16 protein-coding genes are annotated in these 17,521 nt (G+C 73.1%); 11 read left to right on the top strand and 5 right to left on the bottom strand.

Going from position 1 to position 17,521, the window contains the following annotated elements; all coding sequences use genetic code 11:
* Positions 1–120: 120 nt before the first annotated feature.
* Genes OHA21_RS17775 through OHA21_RS17765 form a run of 3 tightly spaced genes read right to left on the bottom strand, consistent with a single transcriptional unit; the run spans position 121 to position 3,262 of the window.
* Complete coding sequence (locus OHA21_RS17775; protein WP_328475161.1) at positions 121–1,968, bottom strand: FtsX-like permease family protein; 1,848 nt, start codon at positions 1,966–1,968, stop codon at positions 121–123.
* A complete protein-coding gene (locus OHA21_RS17770; RefSeq protein ID WP_328475160.1) occupies positions 1,965–2,690 on the bottom strand; it encodes an ABC transporter ATP-binding protein in 726 nt (241 codons plus the stop codon). The genes OHA21_RS17775 and OHA21_RS17770 overlap by 4 nt, the downstream gene beginning before the upstream one ends.
* Positions 2,687–3,262, bottom strand: a complete 576-nt coding sequence (locus OHA21_RS17765; RefSeq protein ID WP_328475159.1) for a PadR family transcriptional regulator — start codon at positions 3,260–3,262, stop codon at positions 2,687–2,689. The genes OHA21_RS17770 and OHA21_RS17765 overlap by 4 nt, the downstream gene beginning before the upstream one ends.
* Positions 3,263–3,374: 112 nt before the next feature.
* Between OHA21_RS17765 and OHA21_RS17760 the strand changes: the two genes are divergently transcribed.
* Positions 3,375–3,905 (top strand): RNA polymerase sigma factor, encoded by a 531-nt coding sequence (locus OHA21_RS17760; RefSeq protein ID WP_328475158.1) that lies wholly within the window; start codon positions 3,375–3,377, stop codon positions 3,903–3,905.
* Positions 3,902–5,017 carry a CU044_5270 family protein gene (locus OHA21_RS17755; protein ID WP_328475157.1) on the top strand — a complete coding sequence of 372 codons (1,116 nt, stop codon included), beginning with the start codon at positions 3,902–3,904 and terminating at the stop codon, positions 5,015–5,017. The genes OHA21_RS17760 and OHA21_RS17755 overlap by 4 nt, the downstream gene beginning before the upstream one ends.
* A 43-nt stretch (positions 5,018–5,060) precedes the next feature.
* On the opposite strand, the gene OHA21_RS17750 is transcribed toward OHA21_RS17755, so the two are convergent.
* Both OHA21_RS17750 and OHA21_RS17745 read right to left on the bottom strand, forming a co-directional pair.
* On the bottom strand, positions 5,061–5,507 hold the full coding sequence (locus OHA21_RS17750) for an SRPBCC family protein (RefSeq protein WP_328475156.1): 447 nt from the start codon (positions 5,505–5,507) through the stop codon (positions 5,061–5,063).
* A gap of 111 nt (positions 5,508–5,618) precedes the next feature.
* Positions 5,619–6,410 carry a hypothetical protein gene (locus OHA21_RS17745; protein WP_328475155.1) on the bottom strand — a complete coding sequence of 264 codons (792 nt, stop codon included), beginning with the start codon at positions 6,408–6,410 and terminating at the stop codon, positions 5,619–5,621.
* Between the two features lie 127 nt (positions 6,411–6,537).
* Here OHA21_RS17745 and OHA21_RS17740 point away from each other — a divergent pair, with 127 nt between their 5' ends.
* From OHA21_RS17740 to OHA21_RS17700, 9 genes are all read left to right on the top strand, one after another.
* Entirely contained in the window at positions 6,538–9,705 is a 3,168-nt protein-coding gene (locus tag OHA21_RS17740; protein ID WP_328475154.1) for an ATP-binding protein, read from the top strand.
* A gap of 90 nt (positions 9,706–9,795) precedes the next feature.
* Entirely contained in the window at positions 9,796–11,628 is a 1,833-nt protein-coding gene (locus OHA21_RS17735) for a hypothetical protein (RefSeq protein WP_328475153.1), read from the top strand.
* 13 nt (positions 11,629–11,641) lie between these two features.
* Positions 11,642–12,073, top strand: a complete 432-nt coding sequence (locus OHA21_RS17730) for a hypothetical protein (RefSeq protein WP_328475152.1) — start codon at positions 11,642–11,644, stop codon at positions 12,071–12,073.
* An 11-nt stretch (positions 12,074–12,084) separates the two neighbouring features.
* Complete coding sequence (locus OHA21_RS17725) at positions 12,085–12,438, top strand: hypothetical protein (RefSeq protein ID WP_328475151.1); 354 nt, start codon at positions 12,085–12,087, stop codon at positions 12,436–12,438.
* A gap of 33 nt (positions 12,439–12,471) precedes the next feature.
* Positions 12,472–12,987: an SH3 domain-containing protein gene (locus tag OHA21_RS17720; protein ID WP_328475150.1), complete on the top strand. Its 516-nt coding sequence runs from the start codon at positions 12,472–12,474 to the stop codon at positions 12,985–12,987.
* A gap of 31 nt (positions 12,988–13,018) precedes the next feature.
* Positions 13,019–13,720, top strand: coding sequence for a response regulator transcription factor (locus OHA21_RS17715; RefSeq protein WP_328475149.1), 702 nt, complete (start codon positions 13,019–13,021; stop codon positions 13,718–13,720).
* A gap of 67 nt (positions 13,721–13,787) precedes the next feature.
* The gene (locus OHA21_RS17710; protein ID WP_328475148.1) at positions 13,788–14,114 is read left to right on the top strand and encodes a hypothetical protein; all 327 of its coding nucleotides are present in this window, start codon (positions 13,788–13,790) and stop codon (positions 14,112–14,114) included.
* Complete coding sequence (locus OHA21_RS17705) at positions 14,111–16,264, top strand: hypothetical protein (protein WP_328475147.1); 2,154 nt, start codon at positions 14,111–14,113, stop codon at positions 16,262–16,264. The genes OHA21_RS17710 and OHA21_RS17705 overlap by 4 nt, the downstream gene beginning before the upstream one ends.
* Entirely contained in the window at positions 16,257–17,504 is a 1,248-nt protein-coding gene (locus tag OHA21_RS17700) for a hypothetical protein (protein WP_328475146.1), read from the top strand. The genes OHA21_RS17705 and OHA21_RS17700 overlap by 8 nt, the downstream gene beginning before the upstream one ends.
* The last annotated feature ends 17 nt before the right edge of the window (positions 17,505–17,521 follow it).

The raw sequence follows: 17,521 nt of genomic DNA, 5'->3' as shown, positions 1-17,521 counted from the left end.
CTTCACCCGATCGGCGTGCCGGTCAGAGGTTTCATCCCAGCGGGACCCGCACCGGCGATCGCGGCTCCGGCCGGGTTTTGCTCCCGCGGACCCGCACCAGTGATCGCGGCTCTGCCGGGTTTACTCCAGCCGGACCCGCACCAGTGATCGCGGCTCCCGGCCGGCCAGCAGCCAGCCGAGCGCCGCGGCGACCAGCGGAACCCCGGCGGCGATCACGAGCAGCTCCACGACCGGCACGCGCGCCAGCTCGCCGAGCTGGCTGCGGGAGGAGCCGGCCAGGATCACGGTGTACGCGGCGGCGATGCCCAGGATCGCGCCGAGCAGCGCGAGCCCGCCGGCCGTCGCCGAGGTGAGCGTGCGCCGGATGCCGCCGGTCGCGCCCGTCGCGGCCAGCGTGCGCAGGTCGGGTGCCGCTTCGGCCCGGATCAGCCCGACGGTCGTGGCGAGGATCACGAGCGCGAGGACTGCCCCACCCGTCGTTGCGATCGTGCGCAATGCCAGTAGCCCGTCGCGGCCGTCCCCGGCGGCGGCCTGCTCCAGGACGCTCGCCGCGATCACGATCGCGGCCGGGACGGCGAGCGCCACACTGATGGCGGCCAGCGCGGCACTCGATCGTGCCTGGTGGCGGGCCAGATCGCGCAACGCCAGCCGGGGAGCCACCGGTAGCCGAACCGCGGCGGTGGCCAGCAGCCGGATCGCCAGTGGGGCGGCGAACAGCAGGGCGACCCCGACCGCCAGCGTGCCACCGACGATCAACACCACGTCGGCGAGCTCCAGCACGTCGCGATCCGCCGCGAGGTTGCGCTGCGCGAGCCGCAACGCCACGATCCCGAACACCACGAGCACGGCGGCGGCCGCAGCCGACCGGCGCACCCGCTTGGGTCGCGGCGGGCGCAGCGAAAGAGCAAGCGTGATCGGTACGCGTGACGCGGCGCGAGCCGGCCGCCAGGCTGCCGCGGTCGCGGCCAGGACGGTCAGCAGCACGACGGCGGCGAGCTGCCACCACGGCAGGTCCAGCCGTTCGACGCGGTGCCCGGCCGCGGTCTCGAAGCGTGCAGTCACGGCGAACCAGATCAGGACACCCGCGAGGGTGCCGATCGCCGACGCCGCGGCACCGACCGCGGCGCCGTGCGCGAGCAGCACGAGACGAAGGTGCCGTGGCGTCGCCCCGACCGCGGCGAGCAGGCCGAGCTGGCGCTGCCGGCGGTGCGCGACGACGGCGAACCCGGCCGCCGCGATCAGGCAGACGAGCAGCATGCTCACCGCGAAGACGCTGAACACACCGGCGGCCGCCTCGACCCACTGGTGCGCCGGGCGCAGCGCGGACACCGGCGGGTCGTGCTTCGCGCGATACCGGGCGAAGGAGGCCGGGTCGGCTTCGGTGAGCACGGTGACCGACTCCGGCGCTTCGGACTGCGCCGGCACCAGGACGAACTCGGCGCTGAGGTCGCCGGGGTTCTCGATCAGGCCGACGACGGTCCACGTGCGCCCGTCGAGATTGAGCGCGCTGCCGGCGCGTACCCGCAGGGCTGTTGCCGCCTGGTCGGTGACCGCCGCCTCGCCGGGCCCGCTCGGGTAACGGCCGCTGAGCAGCCGCAGCATCGGCGCGCCGTACAGTCCGTGCGGATCCTGCGCCCGCAGCTCGACCACAGCCGCCGAACCCGGGACCGGCAGCCGCGAGTGGCCGATCACGTCGATCGTGCCGAACCACTCGCGCGCCTGCGCCAGGCGGGACTCCAGCGGCTGCTCACCGTCGGCGTACCAGGTGAACGACTGACCGGCGGCGCCGAAGGCGGCGGTGGCGGGGGGCGCCGCGTGGTAGCCGGCCGACACGCCCACGACAGCCGCGGTGACGGCGACTGTCAGCAGTGTCAGCACGGCGGCCTGTTGACGCCACTCGCGGCGGAACAGCCGCCACGCCCAGCGGATCACCGCGCGCCGGGCCGGCAGCCCGCCGGTGCGGCTCATGGGGTTGATCCGGGCGCCAGGATGGACTCCGGGCCGGGACCCGGCGCCGTCTGGTCGACCAGCCGGCCGTCGCGCAGGAACACGACGCGGTCCGCCCAGGACGCCATCTGGGCGTCGTGGGTCACGATGACGCAGGCCACGCCGTCCTGGCCGGCCCGGCGCAGCAGGCGCATCACCGTCTCGCCGGCCAGCGAGTCCAGCGCGCCGGTGGGTTCGTCGGCCAGCAGCAGCTGCCGGTGCCCGACGACGGCCCGTGCGATCGCCACCCGCTGGCGTTCGCCGCCGGACAGCTCGTCCGGGTCGTGGTCGGCCCGGTCGGCGAGGTCCAGCTTGGCGAGCACGTCCATCGCGGCGGCTCGCGCGGTTTTGACCTTCACGCCGTCCAGCTCCAGGGGCAGCGCCACGTTCTCAACGGCGGTCAGCCCGGCCAGCAGGTTGAAGTCCTGAAAGACGTACCCGATCGAGCGGCGCCGCAGCCGTGCGCGGTCGTTGCGGGACAGTCGTGCCACCTCCTGGCCGGCGATGACGACGTCGCCGCTCGTCGGCTCCTCCAGCGTGCCGGCGATGGTGAGCAGTGTGCTCTTGCCCGAGCCGCTGGGGCCCATCACCGCCACCAGCTCGCCGCTGCGCACGGACAGGTCGACCTCGCGCAGCGCGCGCACCTCGGTGGGGCCCGATCCGTAGGTCTTGGACACCTGGCGCAATTTCAGGGCGGCGGTCATCGCCGTACCCCCGCGATCTTGCGGGCGATGCGCGGCGCTGACGGCGCGCTGCGAACCGGAAGGCGCTGGAGGCGGGCGTCCGCGGCGTCGAGCCAGCGGACCATCGCCTCGATCCGGAACAGCTCCGCGTCCACGACGAGCGCCAGCTCCACCTCGCCCTCGGCGACCTCGCTCTTGAGCCGGGTGTATTCCTGCATCGCCTGGACGAGGTGGCGCCGGTGCACCTGGAGCAGCCCGGGCAGGTCGACACCGGGGACCCGCATCGCCACGAGCACCTTCATCACCAGCTCGTCGCGTGGTGGTGGCACCACCTCCGCAGGGGTGCGCAGCCATGCCGTCAGCTCGTCGGCGCCGGCCGGTGTGATCGTGAAGGCGTTCTGTGCCTTCGCGCCGCCGCCGGTGTCCTGCGACGCGACGAGACCGTCGCGCTCGAGGCGCTGCAGGGTGGTGTAGACCTGGCCGACGTTGAGCGGCCACACCTCTCCGGTCCTGGCCTCGAACTCCTGCCGCAGCTGCAGACCATACTTCGGGCCCTCGCTGAGCAGGGCCAACAGTGCATGCCGGATGCTCATACTCAGTAATATACTCAGTATATAGACGAGGCGGTCAAGACTCGCCTGTAAGAAATCGGCTTCTGCGCGCACTCCCTGGTGACAGCACCCCTTCACAAAGGACGGCCCATCAGTGGCAGACCCTGAGATCGCGCAGGAGTTCACCGCGCTGTACGCCGACAACCACCGGCGCGTGTACGCCTACGCCGTCGCCCGCGCCGGCCGGTCACTCGCCGACGAGGTGGTGGCCGAGACGTTCCTCGTCGCGTGGCGGCGCTTCGCGCAGATGCCCGCCGCAGTCGCACTGCCGTGGCTGCTCGGTGTCGCCCGCAACGTGATCCGCGAGCGCTACCGCGACGAGGAACGCCAGCGTGCCATCGCCGCCGAGATGCTGACGTGGGCAGCCGACACACCCGACGTCGCCGACGGCGTCGCCGAACGGGCGGCGGTCCTGACCGCCCTGGCCGGGCTGTCCGAGAACGACCGGGAAGTCCTGACCCTGACCGCCTGGGACGGGCTCGCGCCCCGTGCGGCGGCGCAGGTCGTGAACTGTTCCACCCCGGCGTTTCTCGTACGCCTGCATCGCGCGCGCAACCGCCTCGCCCGCGCCGTCGAGGCCGCCGGCGAACCCACCACGATCGTCACCAAGGAGCCCAGCCGATGAAGAATCCCCCCGACGTCCTGAAGGCCCTCGCGGACGCGCGACCGGCGCAGCTGGACGCGCCGTCGACGCCGCCCCTGCCCTTCGCCCTGACCGGCCGGCCCGCTCCCGTACGCCGTTCCCGGCGCCTGCGGGCCGCCACGCTGATCCCCGCCGGAGCACTCGCGGCCGCAGCGGTCGCCGGAGTCGCTGTGCTCACTCTTGTCGCGATCAAGCCGGGCGACCCGGCGCCGGTGCCAGACGCCGCCGAGGTGGCGAGGCCGCTGACCGCTTCGCAGATCCTGCTGGCGGCCGCCGAGCGCAGCAGCCGGGAGACTTCCGGCACCGGGAAGTACCTCGTCGTCCGGACCGAGAGCGCATCGGTGATCACCGTCGGATCCGGTGCCTCGGCCTACGAGATGACGCAGAAGTCGTCGTACGAGAGCTGGTTGTCCCGTTCCGGGAAGCAACGCAACTGGCTGGTCTTCCAGGATCTCGGCATGACGCCGACCACGCCCGCCGATGCCGCTGCCTGGCGTGCCGCGGGATCACCGAAGCAGGTGATGGTCGGCAAGCCGCTGCCGAACGGCGAACTCGGCCCCGGCTCTCCGGTCAGCATCGCCGCCGGGCCGCGGCGCAGCGGGCCGTCAGAGCCCGCGGACCTCTACGCGATCGGGGTCAGGAACGTCTCGGTACGCGACCTCGAGAAGCTGCCGGTGGATCCGGCCGCGCTTCGCGCCGAACTGCTGCAGCAGTTCGACGGCGGCGGCGGTGACCTGCCCGTCGACCGCGACGAGTGGCTGCTGACCGTCGCGTCCGGCCTGATCACCGAGATCCCGGTCAGCGGTGCGGTGCGGTCGGCCGCCTTCCGCCTGATCGCCACGCTGCCCGGCGTGCGCTCGCTGGGCGACGTGACCGACCAGCGGGGCCGCCCGGGCCAAGGTTTCGCGTATCCCACGCAGGGCGGCACGATCGAACGCCGTTTCATGATCGACGTCGCGAGCGGGCGCGCGCTCGGTGAGGAGACCCGGGTGCTTCGCTCGGAAGGCAGGACCGCCAGGCGCGAGCCGGGAAGCCTGCTCGGTTGGAGCGTCGTCCTGGAGCAGAAGATCACCGACGAGACGCCGCCGAAGTAGGAGTCGGCAGCAGAGCGATTCCTGCATCCTGGCTTGCTGCGGGTCAGCCCGGGCTCTGCTGGGCGAAGCGGTCCAGGGCCGCGGCCCACATCCGGGAGATCAGCCGGCCCATCGGGGGCAGATGCAGCAGGAACAGCATCGGCCGCTGCGAGGGGCGAGCCCCGGTGCTGGTCCACTCGACGTGAAGCCGGCTGCCACCGTCGTCTCGCGGCATGATCCGTACGAATCCGTCGCCGCCTCCGCCGTAGCTGCTCTCCACGATCGTCCAGCGGATCACGGCGGGCTCGGACCAGTCGTAGCGGGCGACCACCCAGAAGGGTGACCCGGGAGTGCTCTCCCGGGCGACCGCCCAGGTGTCGCCCTGCTCGCGCAACTCGTACTTCTTCGCGTCGAGGGTGCGGTTCCAGATCTGCGGCCTGCGCTCGCTGAAGTCCGTGAGGGCGCGGCGCACCTGCTCGGGCGAGGCCTTCGTGTCGAGGTCGAAGCGCATCCGCCAATCCGAGCACACGCCCCGCGGCGCGTCCACGGGTGTGTAGGCGTCCAGACACGGTTGAGCAGCGAGAACGGCGTCAGCCCACCCGCCTCCGGGGCGAGGCCGTCGTCACTGGAGGGTGGCCAGCACCGGGATTCGGCCGGTGCCGGTGCTCAGGTCGGCCAGGGCCTTCCCGACGATCGCGCCGAAGGCGCGGGTGCTGTCGGCCGCGCGCATGGCGTGGCCCGGGCGCGTGCCCGTGGTGAGCAGGTCGCCGACGCGAATCGGGTCGTCGGCGGCGTCGGCCCAGCACCAGACGGTGCCGTTCAGGGCGATCGGGACGCGCCGGATGCCGGTCGGTGCGGGGCGACGGCCGAGGACGATGCCCGGGCGGTCGTGGGCACCGGAGACGATGCCGGCCACCCGGCGGTCGTAGGGCTCGGTGCACGCGTGCAGCCGTCGTTGGGCGCCGATGACCAGGACGGTTCCGGGCTCGGCGCAGGTCTCCGGTGCCAGGTCGAACTCCTCCGCACAGTCGGCACCGGCCAGCACCACGTCGTCGGCGACCCGGATGCTGCCGTTGACGTCCAGGGTGGCCTGCGGGGTGGTGGTGCCGATGCCCACCTTCCCACTCGTGTTGATGATCAGATTCTTGTTGGCGATCGGCTGACCTTCCGCGGCGCCGCCGATGCTGGCCAGTTCCAGCGCGGTGCCCGGGCCGGTGCCGAGCTGACGGAGCACCCAGCGTCGTTCGGTGCCGAGGGTCAGCAGGACCGCGCCGTCGCCGCGGCGGCTGATGACGACATCGCCGGCCACCTCGATCGTGGCGGTGGCCAGGGACAGCGCGCTGACGCCGCCCTCGGTGTCGCCGACGCGCTGGGCGGTGCCGTCGACGCTGCGTTCGACCTGAAGGCTGACCATGCTGCGGCTCCTTTCACCGTGCTCCGACCGACGCAGTGAAGGCGTGACATCGTTGTGTCGCCCCGTGGCACAGCCTCGGGTCACGTAGATGACAGTCGAACGGTCGCGGGGCTGGCAGACTCTCAGGATGCCGGGGGATTCGGCGCTTCTCGGCCACTTCGTGGGCCGGGGACGCGAGCTGGATCTGGTCCAGGACACGGTGGCCGCCGCGCGTCACGGCGAGGGCGGCCTGGTCCTGGTCAGCGGCGAGTCCGGCGTCGGCAAGACGAGCTTCTGCCGGCAGGTCGTGTTCCGGGCCCGCCGGGGTGGGCTGGCGGTGGCGTGGGGATCGTGCTGGTCCGACGGCGGCGCGCCGCCGCTCTGGCCGTGGCAGTCGATCCTCACCGAGCTCGGCGACCGGGAGGCTGGACCGCTGTTCGACGGTGACGCCGGCGGTGCGATCGTGGAACCGGAACGGTTCGCCCGGTTCGCTGCGGTCACCGAGCATCTGGCGGCCGTGTGTGCCCGGTCGCCGGCGGTGGTCGTCATCGACGATGTGCACGCCGCGGACCCCGGCGCCGTCCTGCTCACCCGATTCGTGGCCCGCGCGCTGGCCCAGCTCCCGCTGCTGCTCGTGCTCGCCTGCCGTACCGAGGTCGACGGGCCGCTGAACGCGCTCTGGGAAGTCGACCGGGAGGCGACGGTCGTGCCGCTGGACCGGTTCGACCTGGCCGAGACGGAGGCCTTCCTGCGGGCGCACGGCGAACCGGTGACCGACCATGACCTGTTGCGCGCGCTGTTCCGGGTGACCGACGGGCACCCGCTGCACCTGCATCGCCTGCTCGCCGCGGGCCGGACCGGTCCACGCGGGACGCTGCGCCCGGGTGGGCTGCGCGTGGTCATCGCTGTCTCACTGGAGCGGCTCACCCCGGCCACCCGCGACGTGCTCGAGGTGATCGCCCTGCTGGGTACGCCGGCCGGCATCCGCGATGTGGCCGAGGTGTGCCACCGGCCGGCCGATCAGGTTCAGGCGGCGGTCGCCGAGGCGGTGTCCGCGGGCCTGGCCACGGTCGACGGCGACGAGCAAGTCACGGTCGGCCATGACCTGGTCCGGGAAGTGCTGGTCGGCGGGATCGGGCTGGCTCGGCGTACCGAGTTGCATGCCCGCGCGGCGGACCTGTTCGTTGCGGCCGGTGCGGTGAGCGCGCAGCGGCTGGCGCGCCGGGCGTACCACGCGGTCCGGTCGGCCTCGCTCTCGGCGCAGCGGGCCGGTACGGCGGTCGAAGCGTGCCGTATCGCCGCCCGTTCGATGGTGCGCGGATTCGGCTACGAGCAGGCGGCGGCGATGCTCGGTGATGCGGTGACCGTGCACGAGCGGGCCGCCCTGCCGGATCCGCCCGGCACTCTGCTGGTCGAGTGGGCCGAGGCGATTCTGCGGTGCGGCCGGCTCACCGAGGCCCGGCAGGTGTTCGAGCGGGCCGCCGGCCAGGCCGAGGCGGAGGACGACCCGAGCGCGCTGGCCCGGGCGGCGCTCGGTCTGGGCGGGGTGTGGGTCAACGAGCACCGGACCCGGACGGACTGGGAACGCGTCGCCGGTCTGCAGCGACGGGCCCTGCAACGGCTGCCGGCCGACCACGGGGTGCTGCGTGGGCGGCTGGCTGCCCGGCTGGCCGCCGAGCGGGTGTACCGGGGCGGGCCGCTCGGCCCGGTGCTCACCGCCGTCGAGCAGGCCCGCGGGCTGGGCGACGGGCCGGCCTTGGCCGAGGCCCTGTCGCTCTACCATCACGCGTTGCTGACCCCCGAGCACACGCACGCCCGGCTGCCGGTGGCCGATGAGCTGATCACCGTGGCGGCGTCGTCCGGCGAGGGAATGCTGACCTTGGTAGGTCTGTGCTGGCGCACCGTGGACCTGTTCCACCTGGGCGATGCGGAGGCGGTCCGGTCGCTGGCCGAGCTGCGGGCGCGCACCGAGGTGCTGGGATGTCGCAGTGTGCGCTACGTCGCCGAGGCGATGGAGGTGATGCTGCTGATCCGGGCCGGGCGGCTGGACGAGGCCGAGGCAGCGGCGCTTGCCTGCTTTCAGCTCGGTACCGAGGTCGGCGACGCGGACGCGCTCGGCTACCTCGGCGCGCACCTGCTGACGATCCGCTGGCTGCAGGGCCGTGACGCCGAGCTGCTGGAGACGATCGCGCAGATCGCCGATTCGCCGACGTTGAACCCGGCCGAGTTCGGCTTCCAGGCCACCATGGCGGGCATCGCCGCGCGCCACGGCTCACCGGATCGGGCCCGGGCCATCCTGCGCCGGGTGACCCGGCCGGGGCTCGCCGCGCTGCCGCAGTCGAGCACCTGGCTGGCCGGCATGCTGGCGATCGTGCAGACCGCGCACGAGCTGGGAGAGGCGGACCTGGCCCGCCAGGCGTACGACCTGCTCCTGCCGTACGCCGATCTGCCGATCATGCCGTCCCTGGCCACCACCTGTTTCGGCTCCACCGAACGGGCGCTCGGCTTGGCCGCGGCGGCCGCGGGCGACACCGGCCACGCCGTCGCCCACCTGGAGCGGGCGGTCGAGGCCAACGTCCTGCTGGGCAACCGCCCGATGCTGGCGGTGACCCTCGCCGACCTTGCCGGGGCGCTGTTGTGCCGGGGCCTGGCAGGCGATGCCGAACGGGCCGGCCAGCTGCTCGCCGACGCCGCGCAGCGCGCCGACGACATGGGCCTGACCGCCCGGTCGGCCGACTGGCGCAAACGGCTGCGCGCCATCGCCCACCCGCAGGCGAGTATCGTGCGGCGGCACCGCCAGTGGCTGCTGACCATGGGGGACCATCAGGCGGCCGTACCGGATCGGCTCGGCGCCCGCTATCTGGCGCAGCTGTTGACCAATCCCGGCCGGCCCATCTCGGCGTTGCAGCTGGCCGGTGGCCCGGCGGCCGGCGCGCTGGCCACGCCCGGCGGGCAGCCGATCCTCGACGAGCGGGCGCGGGCCGCCTACCGGCGGCGGGTGACCGAGCTGACCGGCCGCATCGAAGCGGCCGAGGACGCCGCCGACCCGGCCGCGGTACGCCGGTTCCGCACCGAGCTCGACGCCCTACTGGACGAATTGCGCCAGGTCACCGGCCGAAGCGGGCGCGACCGGCGGTTCCCGGACCCAGGGGAGCGCGCCCGCACGGCGGTACAGAAGGCGATCAAACGTGCCATCGGTGAGATCAGCGCCGTCGAACCGGTCCTCGGCGGCTACCTGGCGGCCACCGTGTCGACCGGCGCCACCTGTGTCTACCAGCCCGATCCGAGGCAACCGGTGCACTGGACGCTGCACTGAGCCGCGCTGTGCCACCGCGTGGCACAACTTGCGCCGTCGGATGTCACGCCCTCCCGGAGTGAACGGCATCGCCGGCGGAAGGGAGGCGCGATGGCCGGGCGGGAACTGCGGGTCGCGGTCCTCGGCGACTCCGCCATGTGGGGGCAGGGACTCGCCACGGAGGACAAGTTCGCGCTGCTCGCCGCCCGCCGGCTGGCTGACGAACTCGATGCCGGCCCGCTGGTGACCCGGATGCTCGCGCGATCCGGGGCGAAGCTGCGGGCCACCGCGGATTCCCGGTCGCGGCTGACAGTGCGGCTGCCATCCGGCACGACCCGGCGGGTTGCGGCCGGGGACCGGCACGTCTTCTACGACACCTATCCCGCGCTGTTCGGGACCGACCGGCAGGCGCTGGACTTCTTCGCCGGGCGTGACGAGGACGTGGCCCGCCGGATCTTCGCCGAGGTGCCGAGCACCTTCCCGACCATCGGCCGGCAGATCGCCGATCTGCCCGCTGCCGTCGGTGCGGCCACCGACCTGGTGATCATCGACGGCAGTGTGAACGACGTCGGCCTGCAGGCGGTCCTGGATCCACTGGACGGCCCGTCACTGGACGAGATCGACGCGGCCATCGAGGCCGCCGCCTTCACCGAGCTCAAGGCGGTGCTGGCCGAGGCCCGGAACAAGTTCCCGGCCGCGGTCATCGCGGTGACCGGCTACTACCCGCCGTTCTCGGCGAAGTCCGACCGGAGCCGGATGGCGGACATGTTCCGGTTCATGAGCGAGCGGCCCGGCTGGCAGCTGTGGCTCAACGACATCCTCACCTCCGGTTTCTCCCGGCTGTTCTTCCCGCTCGTGCTGCTCGGTGAGCTGTTCGGCACCGAGGACATCGACGCTCTCGTGACGGAGGCGATCCGGCGGGCCGCGTTCGCACACACTCGCGGGCTGTACTGGCTGCGCCGGGCGGTGGCGGAACGCGTCGAAGCCGGCGACCGCCGGCCCGGCGTCTACTTCGTCCATCCGGGCTTTCGCCCGGAGAACGCGCTGTTCGCGACCGGCACCGCTTTCCTGCACGAGGGCTACCGGCCGCCCGGCGAGGGCGACAGCGACGGGGTACGCGACGCGGCGCTGGCCGACCGGCAAGCCAGAATCCCGCGCCGCGCGCACCTGAGCGCCCTGCGCGACGCTCGGGGACTGCTCACCATCCTGGCGCTGGTGCCCCCGCGGCCACCGATCGGCGACCTCTCTGAGCTGTTACGTGGCCTGTCCGAGCTCCGTGAGCGGCTGGACGGGCCGGCGTCGCTGCGGGACCGGCTGGCCGAGGTCGTCGCCTCCGGTGGCGACCGAGCCGCCGCGGCCACCGCGCGCACCGGGGTCTCCGCCGAGATCGCCCGGATCGAGGTCGCGGTCATCGCCTCGTTCCTGCACCCCAACGAGCGAGGCGCCCGCCGGTACGCCGACCGGATCGTGGCCCGGCATGCCCGGCACCGTACGCAGAGCGTGCGTGACCTGATCGGAGGGACCGCGCCGTCGGCCCCGCTGAGCACCCGCGACTTCCTGCGCAGCTACGGCCTCGACCCGGCTGCCGGGCTGGCCGCGGCCATACAGCACGCCGTCGTGGACGTCCTCACCGTCGAGCTCGACCTGACGCCGCTGATCGCCCTGCCCGGCCTGGACCCAGACATCGCTTTCCCGGTCTTCCTGCGGATCAGCCCGGAGCGGCGGTTCCGGCTGGACCACCCGTTCGGCCGGCTCAGCGTCGTCGACACCTTCGGCGACCTGCGGCTGCACGACATCACGGCGCTCGCTCTGGAACTGGGCGACGGCGACGGGCCGGACGTGGCCCGAATGAGCAGCCTGCGGCTGCGCATCAACGGCCGGCAGGTGTACGCCACCTCGCGCACCGCGGGCCTCGGCACCGTCAAATTCGACTACCCGGGCTGACGAAGGAGGACAAGTGTACGACCCACCACCCCAGCGGTACATCGGACAGCAGGACGCGGAGCAGATCATCAACTGGGAGTACAACCAGTACGTCCAGGCCCGCGATAACTTCCTGCGGGACATCGCGAGTGCCCGCACCAAAGCCCGGCACCTGGTCGTCGTCGGCTTCCTGATGGTCGCCGGCGGCTGCATCATCGCCATGCTCCAGTTGCTGAGCTTCATGAACGAGATCGGCCCCGTCGACCCGAGCGAGATGGTGAACGGGCAGGGCCCGTTCTTCGACGCGATGCCGCTGTTCGCCGTCGGCTTCGCCATCGGGTTCGTCGGGCAGTTCGTGCTTCTCGCCGGGATCGTCATGCACATCGTCGCCGCGTCGCGGCGGCGGGGGCTGCGCGACTTGCAGGCCCGCAGTCCGTGGGCGTGGCAGCCCCCGATGGGCCGCTAGAGGAGGCCACCATGGAGATCGGCAAGCAGAACGCCAACACGATCTACAACAACGAACGCGGCTACCAGGTCAACAACAGCCCCGGCGCCACCGTCAACATCGACGCTCGCATGCGGATCGCCGAGCTGCGCGACGTCCTGGACGAGCTGCGCCTGCCGCCAACCATGGACGCCGCCGCCCAGCAGGAGCTGGACCGTGCCGACGCGGCGCTGGACCAACGGTATCCGGACACCGCGACGGCGGCCGGCGCTCTCGACCGGTTCACCCGGCTGCTGAGCGCGGCCGGCGCGTTCGCCGCGGCCGGGCAGTCACTGAGCGGCCCGCTGCGCGCGCTCGGCGACTGGCTGGCCGCGCACAGCGGCTGACGGCGCTCCGCCATGCACGGGCACATGCATCGGATGCAACAGCAACATCACCAGCAGTTGCTCATCTACGCCGGCCTGCGCCGCGATGCGGCACAGCTGGTCGAGCAGGGCCGGTACGCCGAGGCAGCGCCGAAACTGCTCTTCCTGGCCAGGGCGAACCCGGGTGACCAGGAGGTGCAGAGCCTGTTGCGGGTCGTGCACCAGCAACACGGGCTGCCGTACGAGGAGGCGGACACCTCGGGCGGGACCGGAACCCTGCTGTGGATCGTGGCGGCCGTGCTGGTCCTGATCGGGTCGCTGGTCGTCGGCTTCGGCTACCTCAACGGCGGCACCACGGAGACCGGCGTCACCGGCACGGTACGGCCGGGGACGTGGAACCTGCGGTCCGGCCCCGGCACCAGCTGGCAGGTCGTCGGCCGGCTCGACGCCGGCGACCGGGTCGTCGTGGCATGCGCGACCGGCCGCTGGATGCGTCTGACGCAGCCGCGCCCGGGCGCCTACGTCCACGCATCGGGGCTGAGCATCCGGGGCGTACCGCAGCCCTGCTGAACGACATATCGGTGCCGAGACACGAGGGGGCGTGACGGTGGCACGGGGGACTACGGTTTCGATCGCCATCCTGGCCGAGATCCGGCTGTACCGCGAAGGGCTCCGCGACGTGCTGCACGGCCGGGCGGGGATCACGGTGACCGACGTCGCCGCGGACGCGCCGGCCGACGTGCAGCGGATCATCCGGGCCGGCCCGGACGTCGCTGTGGTGGACATGACGATGGCCCTGGCGGAATCGATCGCCCGCGCCTTCGCCGACCGCGCGCCCCGGGTACGGGTGATCGGGCTCGGCGTGCCGGACACCGAGGCCCGGGTGGTGGCCTGCGCCGAGGCCGGGCTCGCCGGGTACGTGCCGCGTGACGGCAGCCTGGACGACCTGGTGGCAGCGATCCACCGGGCGGCCCGCGGCGAGGCGTTCTACTCCCCGCACATCGTCGGGCTGCTGCTCCAGTCGCTCGGCCGGCGACGGCGACGCCGTGCGGAGCACCCGGGCGAGGAGCTGACCGCCCGTGAGCACGAGGTGGTCGCGCTGATCGACCGCGGGCTGACCAATCAGGAGATCGCCGGCCGCCTGCACATCGAGGTCGCGACCGTGAAGAACCACGTGCATCACATTCTGGAGAAGCTGCGCCTGCGCCGGCGTACCGAGGTCCCGGGCTGGTTGCGGGCTCACCGTGACGCTGCTGTGAACCGTTCGGTTCATGCCGCAGATGGCCCCGCCGATGCATGGTGACCACCCGCCGGCGCCGGAAAGACTCGCTGGGACGGCACCGGGCACCGGTGCGGAAGGCGGGTTCGGCGTGCGAGAGATCCGGATTCTGGTGATCGGCTCGCCGGGGATCCTGCGCGACGTGATCGTCCAGTTGATCGGAAGGTGTGCGGACATGCGGATCGTGGACGTCGCGGCCGATCCGGCAGCGGCTGCGATCTGGCCCGCTGCCGCCGACGTGGTCCTCTGCGACCTCGACGACGCGGAGCGGATCCTGCGGCCCTGCCACCTGAAGGTCATCGCGCTCGGCGACGACGGGCGGCGTGCCGCCCTGTGGGAGCTGCGTGCGCACCGGACCGAGGTGGGCGGGATGTCGCCGTCACAGCTCGTCGAGATGATCCGGGGGAGACTCGAGTGACAACGTCCGAGTACCTGTCCGCCTCACCGTTCGCCGCGGGCGTGTTCACCGCCGGCGCCGAACCACCGGTGACGGTGGGCACCGCGTTGGTTGCCCCGTTCGCGGAGGCGATGACTGCGGAGTGGGAGGACCTGGACCGGCAGGCGGTCGACGCGCTCGCCGCCGAGCTGGACGACGACGAGTTCGAGGAGGCGGTCCGCGCGCTCGGCGAGGAGGCCGCCGGCCGGCACCTGCGCGGCGCGGCCACCTGGTCGGCGGAGTCCGACGCGCCGGCGATGGCCGCCGAGGAGACCCGGCAGTGGCTGGAGTCGGTGGCGGCGGAGGCCGGCCGGATGCTCGGGCGCCTGGAGGAGCACTTCGCCGACCGTACCCTCGACTCGCTGCGGGAAGGTGAGCTGGAGTCGGTTGCCGGGCTGGACCCGGCGGGGCCGCTGGCCGCGCAGGAACAGTTCTTCAAGTCCGTGCTGAACAAGGCGCGCAAACTCGCCTCCGGCGTGCGTAACCTGGCCGCCAAAGGCCTCAAGGCGGTGGCGAAGATCATGCCGCTGGGCAAGCTCTTCGGCATCCTCCGGCAGTTGATCAAGCCATTGCTGCGCCGCGTGCTGGACAAGGCGATCGGCAAACTGCCCGCGGCGGTACGCCCGATCGCGACCCGGCTGGCGGCCAGGTTCACGGGCGAGGCGGAGTCCGCCCCGGATCTCGCCGCGGAGTTCGACCGGCAGTTGGCCGACGCCGTGCTGGCGCCCAACGACGCGGCACTGGAACACCTGCTGGCCGAGGCAGCCGACACCGGCGAGACCGGCGGTGACCCGCTGCGCGACCTGGACGCGGCCCGCGCCCGGCTGGCCCGCGAGCTCACCGACGCCGAGCCGAACCAGCCGCCGGCCGCCCAGATGGAGCAGTTCCTCCCCGCGGTGATGGCCGCACGCCCGGCGATCAGGCTGGCGATGGGCGTGGTCGGCCGCGAGAAGATCGTGAACATCCTCGGCAACGGGATCGCCCAGCTGATCAAAGGCATGGTGGGTCCGGAAGCGGCGCGGCTGCTCTCCCGGCACATCGCCAGTGCCGGGCTGGGCCTGCTCGGGCTCGAGGCGGAGACCGGCGCGGATCCGGGCCTGGGCGCCGAAGCCCTGGTGGCCACGGTGGAGGACACCGTGCACGAGGTGCTGGCACTGCCACCGGAGCAGCTCGGCGACGAATTGCTGGTGGCGGCCGAGACGCAGGCCGCGTTCGCCGAGGCCGCCGCGCGCCACCTGCCGGCGGCGGTGCTGCGCCCCGAGGTCGTGGAGAGCGAGTCCGAGGGCGAGCACGGGTTCTGGGTGATGATGCCGCGGGCGACCCGGCCCTGCTACCGGTTCAAGAAGTACAGCCAGGTGTTGCCGGTGCGCATCAGCCGTCCGATCGCCCGTTCGGTGGCCATGGCCGGCGGGGACACCCTGGAGAGCCGGCTGCTGGACGCGGGCGTGCAGTCCTGGCCGGTCACCGCCGAGTTGGAGGTGTACGAGCTGCTGGACGGGGCGAACCCCGGGCACCTGGCGGCGTACGAGGTCGGCGACCTGGCGGACATCGCGGCGGCGGCCGGTGAATTCGAGGAACTGAGCGCGGCGACCGCGACCGCGCTGGCCCGCAACCCCCGGCTGGCCGGGTCCGGGCGCAGACGGCGGTTCTACCGGCTACGGGTGGGCCGGCGCGCGCTGCGGCGGCACCGCCTGTTCGCGCTGCGGCTGGACCTCACGGCGGCGCAGCCGGTGCTCGGCGTACACCTGCGGGTCGGCGAGCGTGACGCGCACACCCTGGCCGGGCACCTGGACAAGGGGGAGATGGTGCAGGTCGTCGCGCTGGTACGCCGCCTGGTCGGTCCGGCCGCGCAACAGCGGCTCGCCGAGCGGCTGACGAAACTGCTGACCCGGCACGGCGTGCGGCTGGACTCGGGCGCTGCCGGGCTGGCGGGCCGGCTCGCCGACGGCATCGTCGCCGGGGTGTCCGCCCAGCTGCCCGCGGCGGCCACCACCCTGACCCAGGCGGCCAAGGATCCGGCGGCGGGGGTGACCCTCACCTACCGGTTCACCTTCCCGGACCGGGACGGGATCGGAACCGCCGCGCCGCCGGCTCCGACACTCACCGTGCGCCCCGGGCTGCACCATGACTGACCGGCTCGAACGGGAGCAGACCGGCGCCGAGGTCGCGCACTGGCGGCTGGCCGTGGAAGCTCTCGCCGACCTCGACACGGTGGCCGCCCCGGAGGCCTGGCGAGCCCTGGAGGAGTATCTGCAACGCGAGGTCCGGGCCCGCCTGGCGGCGCTGGTGGCGGGCCTGGCCGCCGAGGCCCGGGCGTTGCAGCAGGCTTTCGGCTCCGGCCGGGATCTCGGCGAGGTGCGGGCGGGCCTGCTGCGCCTGCGCACCCGCTACCTGCGGGCCGAGACGATCCTCGACTTCTACGGCGACGCGGTGAACAGCCGGACCAACCCGCGGCTGCGGGCGCTGCTGCGCGGCTTCGACACCCTCGCCGGCGACAGCCTCGCCGCGGTGCTGACCCGGGTCGGCGGGGAGGTCCCGCTGGCGCTGGTCTATCTGGACACCGGTCTCGGCGCGGCGATCCTGCGCGCGGGCGTGCGACTGTGGGACCGGGAGCACCCGTCCCCGGCCGCCGCGATCAAGCTGACCCGGCACAACCTGTCCTGCCCGACCTCCCTGCTGCACGAGACCGGGCACCAGGTCGGCCACCTGACCGGATGGAACACCGAGTTGGGTGCGGCCCTGGCGGAACGGCTCAACCGGCGGTCAGCGCCACTCGCCGCCGCCTGGCAGGGCTGGGCCGGCGAGGTGGCCGCCGACGTGCACGCCTTCGCCCAGGCCGGCTGGGCGCCGGTCGCCGCACTGGCCAACGTCGTCGACGGGCCCACCGCCACGGTGTACCGGATGCGGCCCGGCGACCCACACCCGTACCCGATGATCCGGGTCCTGTTCAACGTGGCGCTGTGCCGCGGCTGGTTCGGTGCCGGGCCGTGGGACGGCGTGGCCGCCGCCTGGCTGCGACGCCACCCGCCCGACGCCGGCGACACCCTCACCCGGGACAGCATCGCCGCGCTCGACGACATCGTCGACGTGTGCACCCGTACGCCGATGGCGGCACTGCGCGGGGCGGCGCTGGGCGACGTGCTGGACCCGCGCCGGGTCTCCCCGGAGGCACTCGGCGCACTGGCCCGGCAGGCCGGCCCGTCCCTGCTCACCTCGGACTACCTGCGCCGGCGCGAGCCGCTGCGGATCCTCGCCCATCTGGTGAGCCGGGCGGTGGCCGAGCCGCGCCGTGCCCGCGAGCACCACGACCGCCTGCTGACCTGGATCGCCGCCCTCGGCGCCAACCCGGCCGTCCTCGAGCCCGCCGCCTGACCACGACCGTCACCGGA

The sequence above is a fragment of the Actinoplanes sp. NBC_00393 genome, from assembly GCF_036053395.1.
Classification (GTDB): Bacteria; Actinomycetota; Actinomycetes; order Mycobacteriales; family Micromonosporaceae; genus Actinoplanes.
Note: the sequence above shows the minus strand (reverse complement) of the source record. Positions and strands in the feature narration are given on the sequence as shown.